Below are 25,026 nucleotides of genomic sequence, written 5' to 3'. Positions count from 1 at the left end.
CCCCTTCCGGGGTCGTGAGGCTGGTGTCGTCACCCAGGAAGACGTTGCGCACCAGCGAAAGGGTTCGCCCGGAACCGCTGTGAGGAGATGTGGCCGTGGTCGTAATCCAGCTGCTGCCAGGTGATCTGACCGTCGAGCACGTCGTGGACCGTGTGCAGGGGAACCGACGTCAGCTCGGGGACGACGAGGTCGTCCTGGTGTGAGACGGTGCGTTCGGCGGAACGCTGCTCCCCCAGGGGTGACCGCCGCCACCCGGTGCCCGGTGATACGCCTCGTGCGTGCGCCGGGCCGGATGTGGTTAGTTTGGCGCATGCCGCCACCCGGCCTCGATCAGGCTTCCCCTGCCTTCGGCGTCCTCTTGAAGGGGTACCGCGTGCGCGCGGAGCTCACCCAGGAGCAGCTCTCCGAAGGCTCCGGTGTCAGCGTACGAGCCATCAGCGACATGGAGCGCGGGATCGCCAAGAACCCGCAGCGACGCACCGTCGAGTCGCTCGCGGCCACGCTCAGGCTGACCGAGGACGAACTCGCCTACCTGCGGAAGTCCTCGAAGCCGAGCCGTGACGTCCCGGATCCGGTCCTGCCCCCGGCACCCGCACCCGTCCGCACCGCCACCCTGCCGACCGGCGGCGGGCTGCCGCCGGACCTGCACGACCTGACCGGGCGTGCCACGGACCTGGACGCGTTGCGCGAGTTCGCCGCCGGGCTGGCCGGGAGCCGCCGGTGGTCCGGCGGTGTCGCGATCCTCAGCGGCCCGCCCGGCACCGGCAAGACCAGTCTCGCGGTGCGGGCCGCCTACGAGCTCGCCGGTCATTTCCCCGACGGGCAGCTCTTCCTCAAGTTGCGCGGGATGTCGCCCGACCCGGCAGAGCCCACCGACGTGCTGCACCTCCTGCTCCGCTCCCTCGGCATCGACTCGGCGCACGTCCCCGCGGAGCTGGACGGGCAGGCCGCCCTGTGCCGGTCGTTGCTCGCCGAGCGGGCGGTGCTGATCGTGCTCGACGACGCCGCCGACGAGGCGCAGGTACGTCCGTTGCTGGTCGGCGGACGGCGCTGCCTCACCCTCGTGAGCAGCCGGCACGTCCTGATGGGCCTCACCGGTGCCAGCCGGTTCAGCCTCGGGGTGCTCGGGCAGGACGACGCGGTCGCGCTGCTCGAGACGATCGTCGGACCGGCCCGTGTCGCGGCGGAACGCCCCGCGACGGCCGCGCTGGCCGAGCTCTGCGGGCGGCTTCCCCTCGCGTTGCGCATCGCCGGTAACCGCCTGGCCAGCCGCCCGATGTGGCCGATCGGCCGCATGATGGAGCAGCTGCGGGACGGGAGCAGGCGCCTCACCACGCTGACCGCGGGCGATCTCACCATCCGCGGCGTGTTCGACCTGTCGTACCGCCAGCTCAGCCCCTCCGCGGCCGTGCTCTTCCGCCGCCTGTCCCTCGTGCCCACCGGTGACTTCTCGGCCAGGGCGGCGATGGCGTTGCTCGACGCGGACGACGAGGACGAGGCGACCGGCCCGCTCGAGGAGCTCGTCGACGCGAGCCTGTTGCAGCCGACGCAGGACGACGGCCGCTACCAGTTCCACGACCTGCTCCGGACGTTCGCCACGGAGCTGCTCGCCAGGGAGGAGACCGAGCAGGCCGTGCGGTCGGCCGAGAACCGGCTGGTCGACTGGCTGGTCCGCACGGCGACGGCGGCGGCTCGGGAGTTCCAGCCGGCGTCGGTGCGGTCGGCCAGGCCCGCGGGCTCGCCGTTCCGGGACCACCGCGACGCGGAGCGCTGGCTTCAGCTCGAAACCTCGAACTGGCTGGTCGCGGCCGAGCGAGCCGCTGCGGACGGCGCACACCGGCAGGTGCTCGACCTGTCAGAGGCCATGCACTGGTACTCGGAGTTCGACTGCACCGCGGACACCTGGTACACGCTGTTCGACCTCGCCCGGCGATCGGCGACCGCGATCGGCAGCAAGAGGGACGAGGCGCTGCAGCGCAACTTCCTGGCGTGGGTGCTGAGCGCCCTCATGGGCCGGACGAGCGAGGCCGCGAGGATGGCGGAGGAGGCGATGGCCGCCGCGGTGGAAGCGGGTGACCTGCGTGAACGCGGCTGGGCCACGCTCTACCTGCTGAGCGCCGAGATGGGCGGCGGGAACCTGTCGCCGTCGGTGGACGCCTACGACGACGCGCTGCGGTTCTTCCAGGAGGCCGGCTACCCGCTCGGCCACTACGTCGCCCGGTGCATGCGCGCCGTCTACTGGAGCAGGACGGGACTCGTGGACGAGGCGGCGGCGGAGTTCTCCGCGTGTGTCGACTTCTTCGACACCGCCGGGTACGTCCACCCCACTCCGGTGGACGACAACAACTACGCGCACACCCTGCTGTTCTCGTCGGCCAACCTCAAGGCGCTCGGAGACCTCGACGGGGCACTGGCGCAGTCCGAGCAGGCGCTGGAGCTGTTCCGCGGCAGGGGTGCGGCCCTGGGCCTCGCCCGCGCCCTGCAGGCCTCCGGCGGCTACCTCCGCGCCAGGGGCGAGCTCGACCGGGCGCGGGAGAGGCTCGCCGAGGCTCAGGTGGTCTGCGCGCGCACCGGCCAGCGGAAGGCCGAGATCGACGCGCTGTGCGAGCTGGCGTCGCTCTCGGACGAGCTGCACGAGCCGGAAACCGCGCACGGGCACCGCATGCGCGCGCTGGCGTTGTGCGAGACGCTCGCCGACCCCGCCGTGGTGAAAAGGTTGCGGGCGGAGCTGGCACAGCACCTGGATCAGCGCAGGCAGGCCTGACGGGCTGAGGCCGGGGAGGTCCCCGCTCCCCGGCCTCGCCACGGGCTCAGGCCCGCCTGCGCCGCAGGAGGAGCAGTGTTCCGGCACCCGCGCCGACCAGGGCGAGGCCGCCGACCAGCAGCCACGTGGGCGCCGCGCCGGTGTTGGCGAGCGGCGGTGCGGTCTCCTCCTTCGGCGGCACCGGCGCGACCGTGGTGGTCGGTGCCGGCTTCGGCGCGGTGGTGCTCGTCGTGGTGGTGGGCACGGCCGTGGTGGTCGTCGTGGGCGGGGTCTTCACGCACCTCGCGAGGTCGACCTCCTTGCGGAAGGTCCAGCCGTCCTTGCCGTCGGGGTCGTCCCACGCGGTGACGTCGATCACGAACCTGTGCGCCACCTTGCCGTCCAGCGAGTCCCACTTCTTGCGGTAGGAGGTGGTGAAGTCGGCCTTGACCAGCGTCTCGCCGTTGTCGGTGACCACGATCCGGTTCGGCTTCTTGCCGTTGTACTCGTCAAGACCGACCGACAGCGTCGCGATGTCTTCCACGCAGGTCGCGGACAGCTCGGGCTCGTGGGCGCTCGCCTTCGTGACGAAGCCGAGCAGGGTCATCGAGACCAAGCCCACCACCGTCATGGTTCCGGTGATCCTGCGTGCCATCGTGGTTCTCCTGTGCTGTCTGTTCTTTGTGGACGGTGGTGCGGACGGTGGTCAGGCGACCTGGTGAGCGCTCAGCTCGTCCCAGGTGATGTGGCCGGACAGCACGTCCAGAACTGTGTGCAGCGGCTGCGGCTGGAACTCGGCGAACACCGTGGGGCGCTCGATCTGCTCGATGGCGGCGGCGATCCGGTCGCTCACCACGGCGGCGTCGTGAACCTCGTTGCGGGGAAGGCGGATGACGACGACGTCCTCGTCTTCCTGATCGCGGCGGGCGCGGCGGCTCGGGGGGAAGTCCACGACAGCTCCTCGGGTTTCGGGCGGGTCCTGCGGCCTGACCAAGTACACCGGCGGCACCTCCCGCTCACCATGAGGAACCACCGGCAGAAGCCCGGACTGCAGGTTCCTCCGCACTGCCGGTGCGCGTTCTTCCGGTTGAAGGGCACCGGCAGAAGTCACGGCCCTCCGAGGTGCCGGAGCACGAACGTGTCCCCCGTCCGGGCTCCGGCCCGGCGCCGTCGCCTCAGACCGTCTTGCGCACCGGGCTGCGGTCCCCGGCCGCCGCCCGCAGCACGAACCCGAGGGCGCGCCGGGTGGTGTCCGCGTCCACCGGCGCCGCGGTCCGGTCCTGCTCCCGCAGGTGCGCGAGCAACCGCTCCTCCGGCGCCAGACCGTGGTACCGCAGGTAGTAGGCGACGGTGTCGGTCCACACCCACGTGCCGTCGGTGCGGAAGCCGGCGGGCACCACGGCGGTGCGCGCCGGGTCGACGACGTCGTCCAGCAACGTCGGCGTGACGAGGACGGGCGTGCCGCTCTCCAGGTAGTCGAGCAGCGCCTGCCACTCGTCGCGGTCGCCGACGAGCGGGTGCTCGGGGGCGAAGCCCGGCCCGGTCTCCCGGTCGACCACGTCGAACACCCTGGCCAGCGTGAACTCCTCCGGTGCGGTCACCGATCTCCTCCGGTCGCGCGGTCGGTCGGCGCCAAGTCCACCTCACCGGCCGGGCGACCACCAGGCAGGAGGGGCGGCAGAACCGACCGGTGCGGACAGCGCGGCCAGCACCCGGTAGGCGTCGACCACCGGGACGTCCACCGGGTGGGGCCGGGCGCTGAGGTGCGCGAGGAGCTCGTCGTCCGGTGCCAGCCCGTGCCGTTCGAGGTAGTGGGTGACGGTGTCGGTCCACACCCACGTGCCGTCGGTGCGGAAGCTGCCCGGCACCACCCCGCGCGTGCCGTCGACGATGTCGTCCATTGTGGACGCTGAGCCCAGCAGCACGGTTCCGGCGCGCAGGTGGCCGAGCACGCGGTCCCGTTCCGCCCCGTGCAGCCGCGGGTGGTCCGGCGCGAACGCGGGGCCCGCCACCGGGTCCACGCTGTCGAACACCCTGGCGACCCTCACCTCCGGCGCCGGGGTGCGTGCCCACAGCAGCACACCCCCGGCGAGCAACCGGGAGTGCTCGGCGGTGAACCCGGTGCCCGCGCCGAACGCCGTCACCGGATGCTCCGGCAACCCCGCGAGCGTGAGCGCGTACCGCACGCGCGTGAGCACGTCGGCGGCGCCCGGCGCCAGCTCCACCAGGTAGGCGCGGCCCGGGGGTGACAGCGTGGTGTCCCACGACCGCCACACGCCCAGTGCCCCACCGTCGGCGACGGCACCGATGACCGCGTCGTCGAGCCCGTCCGCGTCCACTCTCATCACTCCACGTCCTGTTGTTCGCTCCGGTGCAACGACCGCAGCGACCCGTGCTCGTCCAGCAGCCACACCCTGTCGAGCGGCACGCGTCCCCGTTCGAACTGCCCGCGTGCCACCGCCGGGTCGACCCATCCCGCCAGCACCACCCTCGGCCTGCCGAGGTTGGCCGCCGGCACCGTCTCCAGCAGGGCCGCCAGCGCGTTGTACTCGTCGCGGGAGACGGCGGTGTCCGCCGCACCGAGCACGATCGTCATCCCGTCGCGGTCGGCGGTCAGGTTGAGGACCACGTGGTCGTCGGGTTCTGAACCGCGGCCGCGCACCCACAACCCCGACTGGGTGAACTGCACCAGCGTGCTCCGCGCGCCCCGCAGCGACCGGATCAAGCCGTCTCCCTGCAACGCCGGGAGCTGCACGGTCGGAGCACCGATCTCGGGCGGCCGGCCGGAGCGGTCCGGGTGCACCTCGAAATCGGAGATCAACGGCGTCCACGCGGAGCGGCCGGCCGCGTCCAGCACCGCGACGCCCAGCTGCCCGTCGGCACCGCGGGTGACCACGCCGGCTTGCGTCTCGACCGCGCGACCGAGGCGGTTCGCCAGCGCCCTGGCAGCGCCCGGTGCCCAGTCCGCGGCACCCGGCACGACCCGCACGCGGAACCTGACCCCCTGGTTCAGCGACGCGGTCTGCGCCTCCATGCCGCGGAGCATCCGGGCAACCTGCTCCTGGTCGGCGTCGGCCCGGCCGACGACCAGGACCGGCCGGTACGGGTCGGCGGGGATCTCGGTGACGACCTCGGCCGGCCTGGCCGGTCCGATGTGGACACCGGCGGGCACCCGCTGCACCACCAGGTCCGGGTCGGCGGACTTCGGCAGGGTGAGCGACACCGCCGCTTCCCAGGCCAGCGCCGGATGCCGGTAGCCGGCCGTCAGCGGTGCCGTTCCCGGGCTGAAGTACTTCCACCTGCCCGGTCCGTCCGATGTCGGTCCGACCTCCAGGATCCTCTGCCCGGTGCGCATGTCGTGTCCGGGCCGCACGTCACCGTCCGGGGCGTGGATGTACACCGCGAGCCGGTCCGCCAGCTCCTGCAACCGCTGTGCGCCGGTTCCGTGCGCGACCCGGTCGGCCGTGATCCGGTAGGAGTCCGCGGGCGGCAGGAACGCGATCAGGTCCTCCAGGTACCCGTAGAACTCGGCCGGGACCGGACCGACGCGGTCGTGCACGACCTGGAGCTCGTCCACACCGCCGTTCGTCTCCAGCACGTCCAGCAGCTCGTCCAGTTCCGCGTCCGAGCGCACCGGGCGCTGCGCGTCACCGGCCAGCACGATGCTCTCGCTGACCGCGCCGTTGCCGAAATCGCTCTGCCTGATGGCGTGGTGCCCGACCATCGTGGCCCCCGTGCGATCAGCACCGGCAGCGGCCGCCCACGCCCGCGGACCGGGGCTCGCCAGGTAGGCGCTCGTGGGTCCGTCGATCGCCACCCCGGTCGACAGCGACTGACCGGTGGCCGCGCGGAACACCCCGGCGGCGAAGGTCGTGCAGTTGAACGTGGCCAGGTTGTAGGTGTGCGTGGCGTTGTCCCACGCGTACCGCAGCACGGCGTCCAGCTCGTCCGCGCTGATCTGCTCCTCCCGCATGCCGATGCCGAGGAACCCCGGGTGGTTCTCGACCCGGACACCGCCGGGCACCAGCACACCCTGCTGGGTGGCGGGCCCGAACCCGAGCGCCACCGACCTCCCGTTCGGCAGGACGATCTCCACCCACGCGTGTCCGGTGTTCACCTCACCGACGCGGCGCACGAAGTTCAACGCACCGGGGTAGGAGTTGACCCGCAGCGTGATGTTCCGCTCGTGGCCGGCCCCGGCCTCCGCGGCCTCCGCCACGTGCGCCATCAGCGGGCCGAGCTCCGCCTGCAGGTGCGAGCTGAGCAGTTCCTCCTCCTCGCCGGTCACCCTGGGCCCCGCCCAGGCCGTCGTCTCCACCGAGGGGTCGTAGTCCGCTCCCACCGGGTACAGCGGCCCCAGAGCCTCCCGCTGCACCCCATCGTCGGTCGGCGTGAAGCGCACCATCTGCCCGTCCGGCGGGATCCTCGGCACCAACGGCCTGCCGTCCGGGCCGAACCGCAACGGCGAGGACGCCATCGCGAACGGCTGACCCGTGCCGACTCCGGCGGGACCCGCGGTCCACACGGCCGACTCCGACGCCACCACGGGCCGGTCCAGCTCGATCGCGAGCTGCTCGGCCGTCGACGTGCCGCCTCCCGCTTCGTCGCACACCACCAGCAGCACCGACGACGTCTCGAAGGACCAGCCGTCGACTTCCCTGATGTGCTCGGCGAGCTCCGCGGCGTACACCAGCCGGTTGCCGAGCCGGAGACCCTCCGGTGAACCGTGCAGCACCACGGTCACCGTGTCCGGCATGGTGGGCACCCCCGGCAGCAGGTCGTCCGCCAGGTTCGCCGGCCGGAGCACCGCACCGGACTCGACCTGTCCGGTGGCCACCAGCGCCGGTTCGTGCCGCGTCGCCCGCTCGGTCCCGTTCGCCGGGAGCGACGGCTGGGTGACGCCGTCCGCGGATCCGCGCACAGCACCGGCGGCCGGGACCGGCTCGGCGACGTGGAGTCCGGGGTGGCGGCGAGCGATCCACTGCCCCATGCTCCGTTCTCCGCCCTGGCGCAGCTCGTCCCAACCCGCGGAGTTCTCCTTCAGCAGGTCGAGCAGCCGGTCACGCCGGTGGTGCGGCTCGGCGAGCTCCTGGGTCACCTCGACCTGGAGGCGCTTCTCCTCGACGAAGTCCCTGGTGTCGAATCCGACGCCACCGAAGAGCTCCGCCTCGACGGGCAGGGGCTCAGTCCCGACCGACCTGTGTGCGGCGATCACGGAGAGCTTCCTCAGCAGGTCGGCGACGGGCAAGGTGACCGGGTTGGCCAGCGACTGCGTCAGCGACGTCTTGCCGAGGTAGCTCTGGTACAGGTGTGCGGTGTCGCCGCGCTTCTCGACGAACCAGCTGTGTGCGGCGCCCTGCACCCTGATGGCGGCATCTCCGGTCACCCCCAGCGCCTCCCGCAGCGCCGGCCAGCCGAACCCGGGCTCCACATCGCCGTCGAAGTAGATGTGGCGCAGCTGCTTGGAGGTTTCCCCGCACACGCCGGTGAAGTTGTTCTTCACCTGCTGGTACGCGTCGGTTTGGCGGAGGCGCGGATTCTCGATGCCCAGCTCCAGGACCGCTGCGGCCGGCTGGTACAGGCGCATCTCCAGCTCGGTCCCGGTGAAACCCAGTTCGCGGGCGACCTGCTCGAACAACGCGGGCAGGTCGCGCTCCGGCCGTTCCTCGGCTTCCGCGGGAGACGAGACGTCCTGCGGCCCGAGCTCGCGACCGTCGTCACCGGACCTGGACGTGGTGTCCTCGCCGGCGTCCAGCGCGTTCTTGAACAACGCGAGCAGTTCCTCGTACTTCTTCTCCTTCTCCTCGGTGTAGAGGAAACGGCGCCCGCTGTCGACGAGGACCAGCTCCCCGGTCTTCTCGTCGGCATCGAGGACACCCTTGATGGCGGTGCTGCCGAACTTCTGGACCGGCTTGTCCTCGTCGCTGATCTCGTGGACGAACACCGCGTGCGCCGTGTAGGAGGAGAAGTCCGCCTGGTAGTACTGGTGGAACTCGTGGAAGAAGTCGAGCACGTCGGCCGCCGTCGCCCGGCCGCCGTCCGGCCTCCCGGTCTTCTCCGCCAGATCCCTGATGAACTCGTAGGTCGTCTGCGCGCTCGCCCCGCCCTTGTCGCGCAGGTAGTACCCGAACGGGTCGGAGTCCACCATCGCCCGCGCGACCCTGAAGTCGCGCTCGTTGCTCCACAGGCCCTCGTGCCGGTTCATCTGGCTGACCGCACCGATGTGCTCGGGCTCGCGGTCGTGCCGGTCCTGGCCGTCGCCGTACTGGTTCTTGGAGTTCAGCTTCTCCATGTCGTGGAACAGGATCGCCTTGACCAGGGCTTCCCGCGACACGAACCGCTCGTCGTCGTCGTCCTTCTCCGTCAGCTTGAGGAACTGGTTCAGCACCATCTGCGCGTGCTCGCCGAAAGTGTTCGGGTTCGCCTTGGTGCTCTTGCGGTACGGACCCGGGTTGTTGCTGTCCGTCTTGACGATCTCGTCGAACTTGCGCGCCAGGCCGTCCGGGTCCTCGGGGCCCTCGACGCCCGCGTCGACACCGTCGATCAACGTCCGCAGCAGGTTGTACGCCGAGGTGTCCGTGCGCTTCGCGTACTCCGCGGCGATCTTCGAGTTCAGGGTGTCACCGATCGCGCGGTGCCGGTCGAACACGGCGGGGTCGTTGTGCTGCGTGTAGTTCCTGACGTGCTCGGCCTTCCAGCTGCCGTACCTGTTGAGGTAGGGCGCTTGGTCGGCCGTCCTCGTGTTGAAGTCCACCTTGTTGCGACGGTGGTCGGTCGCGATGAGCGAACCGATCTCCGCCTGCAGGGCGATCTCGGGGATCCTCCTCATGAAGGCGTCGACCTCGGCACGGGCGATCCGGGTGAACTCCACCCGCCCCAACGCCTCCGTCACCGAGGACTCGACGCTGGCGGCGATCTCCCGCGTGAGCTCCTCGCGGTAGTTCGCGTGGACGAGGTCGAGCTCCTTGGTGTCCTTCAGCTGTTTGGTGATCTTCACCTTGAACTCGGGCAGCGCATCGACGACCGCCTGCTTGACCACCTGGGGATCGATGTCCCACATCGGGGAGGATGTGATGCTCTCCAGCGACTTCGCCGCACCGGCGCGGGCCTTCGACGCCACCTCGGTGACCATCGCCTGGTGGTCGATCCGCAAGTCGAGCGAGTGGACGTCGCTTGTGAAAGCGGTGTCCTCGCCGAGTGCCGTGACCACTTCCCGGAAGAAGAGGGCGACCCGCGTCCCGGTGAACCAGGCGTCCCTGTTCCCCGTGCCCTGCTTGCCCTTCTCGACCCAGCCAGGCAGGGGGTCGTCCGGCTTCGCGTCCGCGAACTCCTCGAACTTGCGCAGTGCGACGCGCTTCAAACCCTCCCGCACCAAGGGCTCGAGCCCCGGTACCGGCTCGCCGGCGCCACCGGCCTTCGCGATCATCGCGAACCGCGGGTCCACGGCCGTCGACATCGCGGCGGAGACCATGACGTCGGCGAGCACCGCGTCGGCGAACGAACCTCGGGGACCGCCGTTCGCGATGAGGTACTTGAGACCGGCCTCGTCCACCGGTTCCGGCGATCCCTTGGCCTCGGGAGACCGGACCGCCAGGTTGATGGCGTTCGTGATGTCCTTCTTGACCCGGTCCAGCGACGCGTTCATCGCGTCCTTGATCACCTTGATCGGTTGGCCCTTGCCCAGCGGGATGACGGTGCCGGGCGCGACCGTCCGGTCCAAGATCGTCGTGACACTGGCTTCCACCACGCGGTTGATCTGGTCGAGGTTCTGCGAGGGCGGGCCGCAGGTGTTGATGAACCTGTTGAGCCCGGCCACCTTCTGGGCCTCGGTCAGTTCCTTCCTGGTGCCCGTCCTCGCCTGTCCCGGGATGGAGTCGAACGCGGGATCGGCCAGCGGCGCGGCCGCCCTGTTCTCGGGGTTCGGGTCGTCGCGGGTCCACATGACGAGGTGGCTCCTGAGATCGATCGCCAGCTGGCGCAGCACCTCCGGTTTGTTGCGGAAACCGCTGAACCGCCATTCGGTCTCGTTCTGCCCCTTCGACCACTCGAACCACGGGTCGTTGCGGTGGCCCAGCGCGACCGGGTCGAAGTCGACCGGGATCCCAAGCCTCGTGTACAGGTCGGACAGGTGCTCCTGGCGTCCGGCCCACTCCTGCAACGGGTACCCGGCGCTCCTGTCCGACGCGTAGGTCACCAACGAACCCGGACGGACGTCCCGCAGCAGCGACTTCCAGTCCCTGCCCCGGACACCGAACTGGTTGACGTCGGCGGTCTGGTCGACGTTCGTCGTCAGGTCGCCCGCCGCGGTCGCCACCGGGTCGCCCTCGATCTTCGTGTTGTCCGTCAGGGCGTAGTAGTTCTCCAGAGGAAGCAGGTAGGACCGCAGCACCGGCTTCATCTCGGGGTTGTGCGCCCATTCGCGCTGGTACTTGGCCACCCACTGGATCGCGCGGAGCGGACGCCCGGCGTTCACCCAGAACTCCGGAGCGTCGCCGCTGGTGAGGGTCACATCGCCGTTGTCGTCCTGGCGGACGTCCTTGTGCTTCGAGCCGATTGCCGCCGGGTTCGCCACCGCGGTGTACAGCCGCACGAAGTGCTCACCCGCGATCGTCTCGACCTCGAACAGACCGCGGTGTGCCAAGTGCTTGTCATTGCCCCACGTCTGGGTGGTGGGGCCGGGATAGCGGATGCCCGCCCGTCCGATCTGGACGTCCACCTCGGTGGCCAGGTACTGGGGCACGCCGTCGACCTCGCTGGCCACGATGTGCACCGGGCGCCCGGTCACCGGGCCGTGCGACGTCCACGAGCCGTTCTGGTGCAGGACGTGGATCTGGATGCCCGCTGCAGACCCGATCGCGTGGAGGTCCACGGCGACGCGGTCGCCGGTCTTGAAGGCGTCCAGCTCGCCCGCGATCCGCGCGTGCTCCCGCGGCGCCTCGGTGGGCAGGCTCGTCCTGATCGCGTCCAGCGCGTTGCCGACCGGGGTGTCGTTGCTGACCACGATCACCTTGACGCCCTGCCTGCCGAGCTGTGCGCGCTGCTGGTCGTTGAAGACCTGCCGCGGCACGACGCTGCCTCGCCGGACGTCCCGCACCGGCCGCCCGTTGACGACGTGGTCGCCGGCCTCCTCCAGCCGCAGCGGCGCGCTGAACGGGATCGCGTCCGGAATGGACTCCTTGATCAGCCTCGCGCTGGGCTTGTTCAGGACCGAGATCCCGATCAGCTCCGTGTAGCTCGGGCTCTCCGTCGCGCCGGTCACATGAGCCCTGTGCGACGTCGGCGCGGCGACGTCCGAACTGTCCGCGGCGAACGCGTAGTGCAACCAGTGCCCGTCATCGGTCACAGCGGGTGTGCCGTTGCCCCTGACACCGACCTGCTTGGCCACCACCAGGGTGGCCTTCGCGGACGGGTTCCTCCGATCCGGCATGGACCAGACGGCGGTGTCGGCCGCGTAGGCCTCGGCCCTGACACCCAGCTCCGCGTGCAGCCCGCGCAACACGGCGGGCACGTACCCGGCGGAGTGCCCGGTGCCGAGCCCGCTCGACGCGAACCGCAACGGCCTGCCCGGCGACCACTCACCCCACTTGTGCAACTGGACCAGCACAGCGGTCATCACCTCGGGGGTGATCTGCCGGCCGGCGAACTGGAGCTCACCGTTGACCGTGGCGTTGACCGCCACCGTGAAGAACCGCCTGTCCGCCGCGAGATCGCGCACCGCGGCACGCTGACGTGCCGTGGCGTCCTGGTCCTCGGCCGGGTCGACCAACCAGACACCGTCGCCGTCCCCGATCGGTTCGGTCCCGTCGAGCACCAGGACGGCCAGCTCGGTGACGTCGTCCACCGACGAGGCGGCCCCGTCCACCGACGAAGCGGCCTCGGCCTCCAGGCTGGACGTGTCCTCGGCGACCGACCCCGAGATCGAGATCGAACCCGTGCCATCGACCAGCTCGCCGTGGTCCACCACCGACACGTCCACCGTGCGACGAGTCCGGAACTCCCGCGTGCCCGGACGTTCCAGCACGCGACGGCCGGGACCTGCCGGCTCCGGCCCGCCGACGTCCACGGTTTCCCCACGGCGGACGTCCAGCTCGGCCCGGAGGTGGTCCACAACCGCCTGCACCCGCGCCCTGCCCTGCTGAAGCGCCCGCGAGTGCACCGGGTTGTTGCCGAGCCTGCCCTCGACGCGCACGTCCACGTCCCGGCCGTTGCCGTGCAGCTCGACAGCCCTGGCCACGAGTGGGGCGAGGACCGTCGTCAGCTCGGTGACCGTCGCACCCGAGGAGAACCGCACCTGCGTCGACGCCACGACCTCTCCGCCGGGCCGCACCGGGTGCGGCCCGAACGGCACCGCGTCCGGGTCGGACTCCTTGATCAGACCCGCACTCCGCGGCAGCAGAACGCCGATCCCGGACAGCTCGGTGAAGACCGGGGTCCCGGAACCGGACCGCAGGTGAGCGCTGTGCCGCGTCGGCGCGGCGACCTCCCCCGCGGCGTCGATCCGGAAGTGCAGCCAGCTCCCGTCACCGGTGATCGCCGGCGCACCGCTGGCCAGGAACCCGACCTGACCGGCCACCACCAGCGCGGCCGGTCCGGCCGGGTTCCGCCGGTCCGGCACAGACCACACCGACGTGCTCGCCGCATACGCCTCGGCCCGCACGCCCCGCGCCACGTGAACCGCACGCAGCACGGCCGGCACGTAGCTGAACGCGTTCGTCGAGCCGAGCCCGCACGACACGAACCGCAACGGCTTGCCCGGCGACCACACACCCCGGTCGTGCAACCGGACCAGCAGGGCACTCATCACCTGGGCGGTGATCGGCCGGCCGGCGAACCGCGGCTCGCCGTCCTGACCCGCGTGCGCGACCACGGTGAAGAACCGCCGGTCCGCCACCAGGCCCAGCACCGCGCTGCGCTGGCGCTCCAGCGTGAGCGCGTCCACCGCCGGATCGACCAGCCACACACCGGTCTGCTTGCCGAAGTGCTCCGCGTTGTCGAGCACCGAGGTCGCCAGATCGCTGATCTCCTGCGCGAGCGCACCCTCCGCCGCGGGGGCCGCGGTCGTCGGCACGAGCACGTCGAACACGGACAGGGCCGCCGATGTCTCCACAGTGGACCCGTGCGGTTCCTCCGCGGTCATCGGCTGTTCGCCGGCTTCGGCGACCGCGCCGGCCTGCTCGGTGTCCTCCGAGGGCATGCGCGGCGGTCGCGGCGCGTCCAGTGCCGCGGTCGCGACGTCGGCATCGCGCGCGTCGGTGAGGTGGACGGTGGTCCGGCCGGTCCAGTCGTCCGCCCGGTCGACCGAGGTCACCCGGAGGGTGGTGCCCGGAGGCAGCATCGGCACGCTGCCGGTGCCCGGACGGTCGACCAGCCGTGCCTTGCCCGTGGTGACGACGAAGCTGACGTTGCCCTCACCGCTGCCGCCGAGCAGCCCGGCGTGCTCGGTGACGAGCTGCTCGCGCACGTAGGCGTCGAGCTGCGCGGCCGACCGCCACGCCACGAACTCCACCACGGCGGGCTCGCCGGGATGCTCCGGGTGCTCGACCGGTTTCTGGAAGCCGAGCTGCCGCACCACCCGTTCGCGCGCCACCGGGAACGCGCGGGTGTCCCCCGTGGACAGGGCGGACGGCTTCTCGGCCGCGTCCGCGACCAGGTGCCGCAACGCCGCCTCGTCGTCCATCCGGTCGCCGAAGTCGGTCCTGGTGGTCAGCTGTCCGATGGGCTGGGTGAACGGTGGCGTGATCCGCGTGGGCGTCGGCTCGGCCTGGCGCAGCGTCACCCGCTTCTTGCCGCCGTCCTCCCGGACGTCGATCACGTCGAACTCGGTGAGCGGTGGGAGGACCACCTCGCGCTCGCTCCCGAACCTGGACGCCGACATGATCACCGCGCCGTCGTGCACCAGCGCGGTGACGATCACCGGCCTCGGCTCGCCGATGGTCGGGCCGCCCTGGCTGCCGCGGAAGATGCCGTGGTCGGTGTAGCGCTCGCCCACCACGAACGTGCCTTCCGGCACCGCGTTCATGGTTCGCGTCACCGTGCCGGTGTAGCGGGTCGGGATGCGGGTGATCGCGGACGACAGGAGGCGGGTCAGCGGAGCCAGGTCGGGGTGGGCACCGTTGCGCAGGTGCTCCTCGATCTTGCCGGAGTACGAGTGCGTGTAGGCGTACACGGCGGCCAGCTCCGCCTCGCCGGTCGACGCCAGGTGCGGGTGTTCCGACCTGATGGTGGCGGCCTGGTCCAGGTAGAACGCCATCTCCGGGTCAGCGCGGAAGTCCCGCACGTCCTGGTCGGTGGCGAGGAAGCCGGGGCCCGGCCGGTCGGCCCGCGCGGGCCGCGGTGCCGGCCGCGGATCCGCACCGACCAGGGCGTCCGCGCGGTCCCGCAGCAGCTGCAGGTTGCGCGGCTCCAGCACGACGTCCGCGGAGCTGCTCGCCGTCGCGGTCATCAGACCGGCACCGGTGGCGACGCGGCCCGCGCCGTCGCGGTGCTGGAAGACCGGTGCCTCGTCGCCCCGGACGAAGTACTCGTCGTACAACCCGAGGAAGTGCCCCAGCTCGTGGGCGAGCTGGACGTCCGTCGCGTCCGCCGGCCAGCGGGTCTGGTCGACGAGCGTGCCGGGGTCGGTGACGTGGACGGTGCCGTGCGCGTCCGGGCGGTCGGTGAGCTCGACGTCCACCAGCAGCTGCTCACCGGTGGGCAGGCGGTAGCCCTGGTTGAAGTACCGGTCCGCCGCCGCCCGCACGCGGTTCCCGTACTCGGTGAGGTCCGGCTGCGCGCGGCCGGCGTGCTCCAGCTGGAGCCGCACGGTGTGCAGCCGCACGGGCACGGTCGAGCCGTCTTCGCGAGTGACCTCGATCGGCCGCAGGTCGTAGCCGATCGTGCCGCGCCACGGACGTCGTGCGCGGGTGAAGCCGCTGTCCTCGGAGCTGACGACGGTCGCCGGACCGGTGCGGTGCTCCTCGCCGATGTCCCGCAACGACACCGGGTTCGCGATCCGGTGATCGGGTGCGACAGCCGGGTCGGCGGCGCGCCACCACTCGCGCCGGGCGCTGTCCGGCGCCCAGTCGCCGGCCGGCCGGGCGGTCGGCCGCGGCGTCCCGCCGACCTGCCGGAGCACCTCGGGATCGGTCGGCGCGGGAGCGTTGAGCAGCAGCAGTGCCGCCTGCTGGGCGCCGTCCGAACCCGTGTGGTCGCGCATCGCCCGCGTCCAGCGAGCCGCCAGGTCACGTGCCGCGTCCGGATCGACGTCGTGCTCCTGCCGCCACCCGGTGTCGGCGTTCTTCAGCTCAGCGGCCAGCTCGTCGGTCGTGCCGTGGGCCAGCCGGGACAGGATCGACGCGGGTGACGCCCCGGTCCTCGCCTCCACGGCCGTGACGAACGCCTGCTCGACCGCGTCCTCGGTGGTGGCGGGCACGGCGAACAGGACGTCGGCCAGCACGTCCGGCTTCGCCAGCAGGTCCTGGAACACCGGGTCCTGCCGCACCGCCACACGCACGGCGGGTGGAACGTCCAGCAGGCCGAGCTCGACCAGCCGGACGGGCAACGGGTCGGTGCGCCGGTGGCCGACGCCCATCCACGGCGACGCCTCGTCGGTGAACGGGTTCCCGCCCCTGTGCAGGACTCCCGCGACCCCGGTCAGCGCGTCGCGCAGCCGATCCGTAGTCAGCAGCCGAAGCTCCGCGCCGTTCCGGACCGGGACGAGCGAGGAGAGCAGCAGGGCGTCGTTCGCGAACGCCCGCACCTGCCTGCTCAGCTCGCGGTCGCTCGTCTCGGCGAGAGCGGCGTCCAGCAGTGCGCGCGCGTCACCCAGCTCCGGGGTCCGCGGCACGAGGTCACCCGCTCCGACCAGGTGCGAGAACTCGGCGACCGCGGTGCGGAACTCGGCGTCGGACAGGCGAAGCCGGTCCAGTCCCGCCGTGTCCCGGTGGTAGGCGCCGAGGAGGTCGGGGAACCGCAACGGCGAATCGCGGCGAGGCGGAGCGGCCGCGTCCGCCTCGGCCGGGAAGCGCGGTGCCGCGGCCGTCCGGAGGTGCGCGCTGGCACCGGCGACCGCCTCCGGGTGCTGGAGCACGCTTGCGGCATCGGGGTCGGGCGTGCCGCCGGCCGACGCCGGCGGGGTGAGGCCGATCAGGTCCGCGGGCACCTCAGCGAGGATCCGCCCGTCGACGGGGTGGTCCGTGAGGTCGCCGTCCAGGCGAACGGTGAACTCGACGTCCAGTTCGGCCGAATGCGAAGCCCCGGCGGTGCCCGGCTGAGTGGTGATCTTGCCGCCGCGCACCTGAGCCCGGACCTCGACGTCACGCCACCGCTGCCCGTCGAGCACGGCGAAGTGCTGCCCGCTCAGGGCGGACTCGACGTCGTCGCGCAGCGCCCGCTCGATCGCGTCGAGCCGGTCAGCGCCGGCGCCCGGCAGCAGCCTGCCCAGCTCCCCTCGCACGGCGGCGGTTCCTCCGACCCGGGTCACCCGCGCCGAGCCGAGAGCCGTGCCCTGCGCGAGGAACGGCGGAAGGTCCAGCACCGACACCATGTCCTGCTCGGCACCGCCGAACAACCGGGGCCGCCCCGACGCGGACCGCGTGCGCCGCCCGGCAAGCTCGTCGCCCAGCCGCTGCGGGTCGTCGCCGCCCCCGTTCCGCAGGTCTGCTTCCGCTCCGGCGACCAGGTCCTGCGCCGAACCGAGCCGCTCGCCGGCAGGTTCGGTGGGCACCGCGGCAGGAGCGTTGTCCGGCAACGGGTCCGCGTACACGAGGCGCGGAGGCTGGCCGGGGTCGAACCGGACCAGCGGCTCGGCGTCCTCGGCGTCCGCCTGGTGCCGGCGCACGATGTCCGTGAAGATCTTGTGCTGGAACGCGCCCTCCGGCGTCCAGTACAGGTGTGCTCCGTGCTGAACACCCGTCCCGCGCCTGAGGAGCATGTCCAGGACGGCGTTGTAGTCGGCCTCGTCCAACGGCTCGCCGTCGTCGATGTGCCTGATGTGGAAGATGTCGTGGTCGCCGGTCACCGGCTTGAACTCGCCGTCGGACCAGGCCCGCACGACTCCGCCACGCACCTGGTAGCGGCCCTGGCGCTCCAGCTCCGCCATCTCGTCCGCGAGGACGGTGAACTCCTCGCGCCTGTTGTGGAACCTCGCGGTCACCTTGCGCTGGTCCGACTCGGACAGCTCGGCGAGGTCGGCCGGGAGCGTCGGGTCGAAGAAGCCCACCAGGCCGATGTCGTCCCGCGCGGCGCCGAGGTGCACGTCGACGGCGCTGATGGACTTCGCCTTGATGTCCTTCGGCTTCGGCACGGCCCCGTTCTCGAGCCACCGCACCGAGTCCGGGTTCGTGGGCCGCACGTCCAGCACCACGTTCAGCCAGTCCGCCAGCCACTGGAGCCGGCGCTGGTTCTCCACCGGGATCCCGAGCTCGTCGCTGATCTGCTCACGGGTGAGCGGCAGTCCGTCGGCGGGCGCGGGCGAGGTCCACTCCCCGTCACGCAGGTGCGGCGGCCGGGGCGCGAGGGTGACGCCCTGCTCCAGCGCCTCGAACAGGCCGTGCCCGAACGGCTTTCCGAGGTCGGGGCCGTCGACGACCGGGGTGGGTCGCGTCTCGGACCCGCCGCGCGGCGTTCCGGGTGCCGGCGGTGCCGGGCGCGTCCGCACGTCCGTGGCGGCGTCCGGTCCCACGGTGCGGGTGTCCACGCCGGTGCGCTGCCGCGCTTCCTGGACCTCCCGCGTGAAGTTCCGCAGCGCCTCGAGGTGCGCGATGTCGTGCCCGCCCGCCCGCGCGTGCCGGATCTGCTGGTCGAGGTGGTTCCGCACGGCCGTGATGTCGGCGTCGCCGAACTGCCTCCAGCCGTAGGAGTCCGGGTCCGCGGGCTGCTGCAACGCGTACGCGGTCAGCGAGGCCTCGCGGTCGTTCGTGAGCTGCTCGACCCGCTTCCGGTGCCACTGGATGTCGCGCCGGGCCTGCTCGCGGCGGACCTCCTGCTCGTGCAGCATCGACGCCGTCTTGAGCGCGTCGGACACCAGGTTCGAGGCTTCCCAGCGGCCGTTGGCGGCTTCGGCGTCGGCGAGCCCCTGCCGGGCCGACCGCAGCAGGGCGTCGTAGGCCTGAGGACCGCCGATGGCGTGGCGGGAGATGTCGAGCGCGTGCTGGATCGCGGCCACGCGCTCCCGGTTGCCGCCGTAGGACGGGTCCTGCCGCATCTCCCGCAGCGTCGCGATGTCGAGGCCGTAGAGCGATGCCGCGAACGCCTGCGGCGGCGTGCCCTCCTTGAGGGGACCGAAGCCACCGGGGACGACGAGGTCCACGTCCGGCACGGCGGGACGGGACGCCGGATCCTGCATGAACGGGCCACGTGGCCGTTCGGGCACCGCGGCCTGCGGGTCCTGCCGGCCGGCCGCCTGGGCGTCGGGCTGGGACTGCTCCGGCTGAACCTCGCCGGCCGCCTCGCCGTCCGCCTCGGAGAGGGCCGGCGCGGCGGCGTCGTCGGGCCGATGCGGCTGGACCTCGCCCGTGTCGAGCAGCCGGATCCGTTGGATCCTCTCGTACAGGGCCTCCAGCTCCGGGGTCGGCTGACCGGCCGCACGCGCGTTGTCGACCAGGTCGGCGACGTGGCGTTCGAGGTTCTCGACGTCCTGTGGCGACACCTGCCGCCAGCCCGGCGCGTCCGGGTCGGACGGCAGGTTCAGCGCGTACGCGGTGAGCGCGTCGTTCCGGTCGTGCTGCAGGCTCCGCAGCTCGGTGGTGAGCCGCATCCCCTCCGTCCGGAGGTTTTCCTGCTCCCGCCGGCGCTGCGCCTGCTCGGTGCGCATCAGCTCGGTCTTGAACGCGTCCGGCAGTGCGTCGCTGATGTGCTTCAGGTCGTTGATCTGGCTCTGGATCCTCTGGATGTCGCCCTGGAGGTCCTGGAGGTGCCGGCCGACGCCGCCTTCCTTCCGGGCGATCTCCTGGTTGCGCAGCATCTGCTCGATCTCGAACGAGCGGTCCCCGTCGTCGTGGTACTGCTCGGCGAGGTCGCGCAGCTCGGCGTCGGACTTGCCGAACAGCGACGCCTTGAACGCCGTGTGCTCCTGGACCTCGCGCCGCAGCTGGGCGTCACGAGCGTCCTGCTCCTGCCGCGCCTGGGCCCGAGCCGCCGCTTCGCGCTCCTCGTTCCGGGCTTTGGCCGCCTCGCCGCGCTGCAGGAGCCCGTCCAGCCGCTGCTGGATGGCGTGCACGTTCAGTGCTTTCTCGACGCGGTTGCGGTAGGCGGGGTCGTTCGCGATCTCCAGGTGGAGCCTCGACTGCTTCACCAACGCCTCGGCGTCGGCGATCTGCCCGGTGAAGTCGAAGTCGCGGTAGTCCTCGCCGCTGCCGAACAAGCGGTTCATGAGGCCGTTGAAACCGGTGTGATCGTCCTTGCCCGCTCGGTAGTCCCGCAAGATCTGTTCGGCTTTGCCCACCTGGGTGGTCAGCCCCTCCAGACCGTTCCGGCTGATCTGGGCCATCGCGGTGCGCGCGTCGGTCTCGTTCAGCAGCCGCGTCCGCAGGTCCTCCATGCGGGTGGTGTCGAACCCGGCGTTCCCCGCCGCCGCGATCTGCGCGGCCACGTGCTCCTCGAGCTGCCTGCGGGCGTCCTGCCCGAGGGTCGGGAGCCCGTCCGCGGTCGGACCGCCGACGCGGGTCTCGAGTGCGTGGATCAGGCCGATGGCCGGGGCTGCCTGGAGGGTGCCGATCTGGCTGTCGATGTTGCCGAGGAGATCGATGTCGCGCTTGACGTCCTCCGCGATCCGGGCCTCGTTCTCGCGGTCCGTCTTGAACCGCAGCACCTCGGGCTTCCAGGTGGACCTGGACCTCGTGTCCTCGATCCGCTGCTCGAGCTTCACCCGCTGGTCCAGCAGGTCCTTCAGGTAACCCTGGGGACCGCCGGGGTGCTCCGTCGCCCGCTTGACGAGCAGCATGTTCTGCGCCACGGCGAGCAGTTCCGGGTTCTGGCCGCCCCTGCCCAGGTCGACGACGACCTGGTTGACCTCCTCGGCGGACCTGGCGCTGAGCCAGGCATCGAAGCCGGTCCTGACCTCCTGCGGCGTCGTGCCACCGAGCGCGCTGAACGTGCCGTTGTGAGAGCTGATCCGCACCCGCGGTGAGAACGGGCTGCCGTGGAAGATCTGCACGCCGTCGTTCTCGACGACGAGCTGCACGTCCAACGCGCGGGCGACGGTGTCGGGCAGGTGCCGGCCGACCTGGGAGTCGTTCCAGGACGGCGTTTCGACGCCCTTGGCGATGAGGTCGGCCGAAGTCGGCATCGCGCCGTTCTCCTTCACCGACCGCGTGACGTGGTCGAGGACCTCGACGTCGCCCGCTGTCATGCCGTTCGCGTCCAGGCCCGCGTTGACGACGTCCCAGCGCCTCGACGAGCCGTTCGCGAGGTCGTTGGCGAGGTTGTCCCGCCACTGCCGGACCTTGGCGTCGGTGCTGGGAGCGCCGGGGTCCGGCTCCAGGTCCAGGTGGAACTTCGCGAGCGTGTCGGCGTCCACCCTGCTCGCCACCCAGGCGGACAGGGCGTTCGGGTTCAGACCGGCGTGGTCGTGGTTCTGCGGGTTCTGCCGAACGTCGGCCAGAATCCTGTCCACAGTGGACTTCACCGCGTCGGAACCGACGACCGGTGCCGCGTGCGGGACCGGCGTGCGCTGGAAAGCCGCGCTTCGCAGCACCGACTCGACCAGGCCGACGCCGTCGAGGTTGGGCCTGTGGGCCTGCGGTGGGCGGAGGCCTGCGTGGACGCTCTCACCGGTGGGGAAGACACCGGGCATGGTCGAGGCCGGCGTCGGGCGGGCAGCGCCCTCGACCTCCCCGTCGGACCACGGCTGCGCGGGCTGGGTGTCCGGTGCGGTGCTCGCCGACGGGGTCCAGCCGGGCGGGGGCGGCACGGTGGCCGGGCCGGGCGGTTCGAGCCTGGTGTCCGGCACCATGACCTGGCTGTGGGCGGTGCGTTCGACCAGCCACAGGTGACGCGGCCGCAGTCCCGGCTCGGAGCCGTGCAGGTCGTCACCCATCATGCCGCCGTCGTCGAGGTGCACGCCGGAGCTGGTCGCGTGCCGCTGGAACACGCGCAGCGAGTCCTGGTGCTCGTCGGGAGCACCGAGGTAGTGCAGCACCTCGTGCGCCAGCTCCTCGGGGCTGGCGGCCGGGTTCCAGTGCAGCTGGTCGGTGGCCCCCGCGGCGACCTCGACGCTGGTGTGCGCCTCCGCGGGATCGGTGGTGAACTCCAGGCTCACGTGGAACTGGTCCCCGCTGGGCAACCGGAAACCCCTGTTGAGCAACGAGCTCACACCAGCGGTTGCGTTGCGCGCCACCTGCTCGGCCGCACCCGGCTCGACGCCGCTGCCGGACCGCAGGTGCACCTTGATCGTGTAGTCCTGCACGAACCTGTGCTGAGCCACCTCGATGCGCCGCAGGTCGTACCTGATCAAGCCGGTGTACGACTCGATCTTCGTCAGCGCGCTCCTCGTCATGACATCGGCAACAGCCGTGTTCACCACGCGCACGTGCGCATGCGCACGGCGGTCCTGCCACGCCTCGGGAGCCACCGGATCGCTCGGCGCGAACCAGTCGGCCGTCCTCGCCGGGTCGTGCCGCCAGGACTCATCGGTGCTGACGTCCTTGCCCCGATGCGACTCCGGCGTCGGCGGGGTCAGCGGCGGGGGTGCGCCGTTGCCGCGCACCGCGGCCTGCGTGCTCGTGCCGGGGACTTCGGCCGCGGTGGTCGGCTGCTCAGCCGGTCCGTCGGCCGCGACCGTGCGCAGCGGCGCGGGGCGGGTGCGCAGGCGTTCGTCGTCGGACCGGGACGCGGTCGTGCCCTGGCCGAGCACGGTCACCGTGAACCTGAGGTCCTGCTCCACCGCCGGCGCGGGCTCGGCTTCGGGGCCGCGACTCGGCCGCACCTCGACCTGCCGGGCGCCGCGTGGCGTGCGGACGGTGAAGGTCTTGCCGCGCAACGAGCTGCTCGCCGAAGTGGCCGTGAGCACGTCCCTGGCCGCGAGCACGTCAGCGGCCGCGTTCTCGATCTCGGCCAGGTTCTCCGGGTTGACGCCGGGCAACGCCTGGACGAGGTCGTCGTGCAGCTGCTCCAGAGCCGGCCGCACGGCGTGGGGGACGTCGGGGCGCCGGACCGGGCCGACGTCGAGGTACTGCAGCTCGGTCTCGTCGACCTCGCTGTCATCGGCGAGCCGGTCGTCCTGCCACACCGCGGCGGTGACCGGCGGCGCGGCGGCGGCTTCCTCACCGGAGACGGGATCCTGCCCGGTCACGGGACCGGCTTCCGGTTCGCCGGAGGCGGTGCGCACCGGTGCCGGAGACGGCGCGGAGTCCCGTGAGTCCCCGTCCACGTCGAGGTACTGCGACTCGCCGTCGCCGGAGACGGTGCTGACCGCTTCCGGGACCCTCGTCGTCTCGGACGCACCGGTGGTCGCCGTCGTGTCCGAGGTCTCCGCCGGCTGCGCCGCAACCGGCGGTTGAGCGCTGGACACGGTCTTCACCGGGGGCGGCGTGGATCCGGTCGCGGGCTTGCTCTCGGGCGTCGTACCGCCACCGACGGTCTTCTGACCCTCGCCACCCTTGGCCGGCACACCCGCCTTCGAGTCCGAGGTGGACTTGTTCTCGGTGGGCGACGGCCTGCTCTCCGACGGGGACTTCTGGTCCGCGGGAGGAGTCGTCTTGCTGTCCGGGGCGGGCCTGCCATCGGCGGGAACCTTGCCGTCGGCGGGAACCTTGCCGTCGGTGGGAGCTTTGCCGTCCGGAGTGGGCTTGGTCTCGGTGCCGGCGGGGTTGTACGCCGGCGGCGGAGCCGAGTCGGAGAACGCCGGCGGCGCAACGGTGGCGCCGGTCGGACCGGCGAGGTCGGGCATGTGCCCGAACACGTTGCCGAGCTTGTCCTTCATCGAGGTGACGGCGGCGTCGAGCCCCATCTCCCCGATCCCTTCGAGACGTTCGCTGACGGCGCCGCCGATCACGCCGGCGACGAAGCCCATGGCGTACTCCTCGGCGCTGGTGGACTCACCGCTGATGCCGTCGAGGATGGGCTGGGTCATCGAGCCGGACGCGCCTTCGAACAGGAACGTGGTGCCGAACGCGACGGCCTCGGCGGTGCGGTTGCCCCCCAGGTGGTCGTTCACGTTGCGGAGCAACACGTCCGGCAGGTCGTCGGTGAGCGTGCGCGCGACGTTGTCGCCGAGCCCGTCGGCGTGCGGGGCGAGCACCGACCGCAGCTCGTTCTTGAACAGGTCCGGGTCGGTCAGCCCGTGTCGTGACCAGTTCTCGGCGAACGAGCGCGCGTAGGTCTCGCCGAGCTCGCGGGCGACGTCCTTGCCGAGCGAGTCGCCGAAGGCGGTCTCGAACCTGTCGGCGACGTCCCTGGTGAAGTTCTGGGTCAGCTGCCTGGTGAACGCCCAGTCCGGATCACGCAGCTGGGTGCCGGCCCGATCGGTGAGGAGCCGGCCCACGTCGTTCAGCCACCTGTCGGACATCTCGTCCGAGATGCCGCCGGGCAGCTTCATGTCCTTGACGGACCTGAGCAGGTCGTCGGTGGCGATCTTGCCGAAGTCCTTGCCCAGCAGGCCACCCAGCTTGCGGCCGAGGTTCTCGCCCAGCTCTCCGACACCGCCGCCGATCACGCCGCCGATGAGACTCGAGATCAGCGTGCTCTTGGTGGTCTCGTGGTCCCACTCGTCCTTCTCCTGCTGGATCCGCTGCACGACGGCGTCGATGATCATGCCGCCGCTGGTGCCGATGCTCACTTCGAAGACGATCGCCCGCACCAGCATCTTGAACAGGATGGTCAGGTAGTTGCGGGTGGCGGCGTACTGCCAGGTCAGGTTCGCCAGCGACGCGCCGCCGGTGAACGCCGCCATCGCGTACTCCATCGCGACCTCGTACGCCAGCAGGAACAGCTGGCCCAAGGCCGAGAACTTCGCGTACTCGGTCTGACGCGCCATCGTGCGGAGGTTCTCGCCGATGCCGTTCGAGGTGGCGATCATCTTGTCGACCACGCTCGAGTCGCCACCGACGAGCGACGACATGCTGGAGCGGAACCCCTCGGAGGCTCCCGGCATGCCGAGGTTCCGGTCGATCCCCCTCGCGACGTTCTCGACCTCGTCCGGCAGCTTGGTGAGCTGCCGGGTCACCAGGTCGTACTCGTCGGCCAGCCTGCGGAACTTGTGCTGGTTCGCCGCGGGCCAGGACACGCCCAGGACTTCGAGCAGCGTGCGCGCCCACGGGGGCAGATCACCGAAGTCGCCGCGATCGACCTTGATGGGCACGTTTCCT

At 71.6% G+C, this 25,026-nt stretch carries 6 protein-coding genes; 1 reads left to right on the top strand and 5 read right to left on the bottom strand.

Annotated elements, in window-relative coordinates; translation table 11 throughout:
* Window positions 1-292 precede the first annotated feature (292 nt).
* Window positions 293-2,764 carry a helix-turn-helix domain-containing protein gene (locus ADL03_RS30370; protein WP_369809037.1) on the top strand — a complete coding sequence of 824 codons (2,472 nt, stop codon included), beginning with the start codon at window positions 293-295 and terminating at the stop codon, window positions 2,762-2,764.
* Between the two features lie 46 nt (window positions 2,765-2,810).
* Here the strand turns inward: ADL03_RS30370 and ADL03_RS30365 are convergent, their stop codons facing one another.
* The 5 genes from ADL03_RS30365 to ADL03_RS30345 form a co-directional block, all read right to left on the bottom strand.
* A complete protein-coding gene (locus ADL03_RS30365; protein WP_053737008.1) occupies window positions 2,811-3,398 on the bottom strand; it encodes an LPXTG cell wall anchor domain-containing protein in 588 nt (195 codons plus the stop codon).
* A 51-nt stretch (window positions 3,399-3,449) separates the two neighbouring features.
* The gene (locus tag ADL03_RS30360; RefSeq protein ID WP_053737007.1) at window positions 3,450-3,695 is read right to left on the bottom strand and encodes a hypothetical protein; all 246 of its coding nucleotides are present in this window, start codon (window positions 3,693-3,695) and stop codon (window positions 3,450-3,452) included.
* A gap of 223 nt (window positions 3,696-3,918) precedes the next feature.
* Complete coding sequence (locus ADL03_RS30355) at window positions 3,919-4,344, bottom strand: hypothetical protein (RefSeq protein WP_053737006.1); 426 nt, start codon at window positions 4,342-4,344, stop codon at window positions 3,919-3,921.
* Window positions 4,345-4,386: 42 nt separating this feature from the next.
* The gene (locus tag ADL03_RS30350; RefSeq protein WP_157529486.1) at window positions 4,387-5,088 is read right to left on the bottom strand and encodes a hypothetical protein; all 702 of its coding nucleotides are present in this window, start codon (window positions 5,086-5,088) and stop codon (window positions 4,387-4,389) included.
* On the bottom strand, window positions 5,088-25,019 hold the full coding sequence (locus ADL03_RS30345) for a hypothetical protein (protein WP_053737004.1): 19,932 nt from the start codon (window positions 25,017-25,019) through the stop codon (window positions 5,088-5,090). Before ADL03_RS30345 ends, ADL03_RS30350 begins: the two co-directional genes overlap by 1 nt.
* Window positions 25,020-25,026: the final 7 nt, after the last annotated feature.

The organism is Nocardia sp. NRRL S-836, from assembly GCF_001279525.1.
In the GTDB taxonomy this organism is placed as follows: Bacteria; Actinomycetota; Actinomycetes; order Mycobacteriales; family Pseudonocardiaceae; genus Lentzea.
Note: the sequence above shows the minus strand (reverse complement) of the source record. Positions and strands in the feature narration are given on the sequence as shown.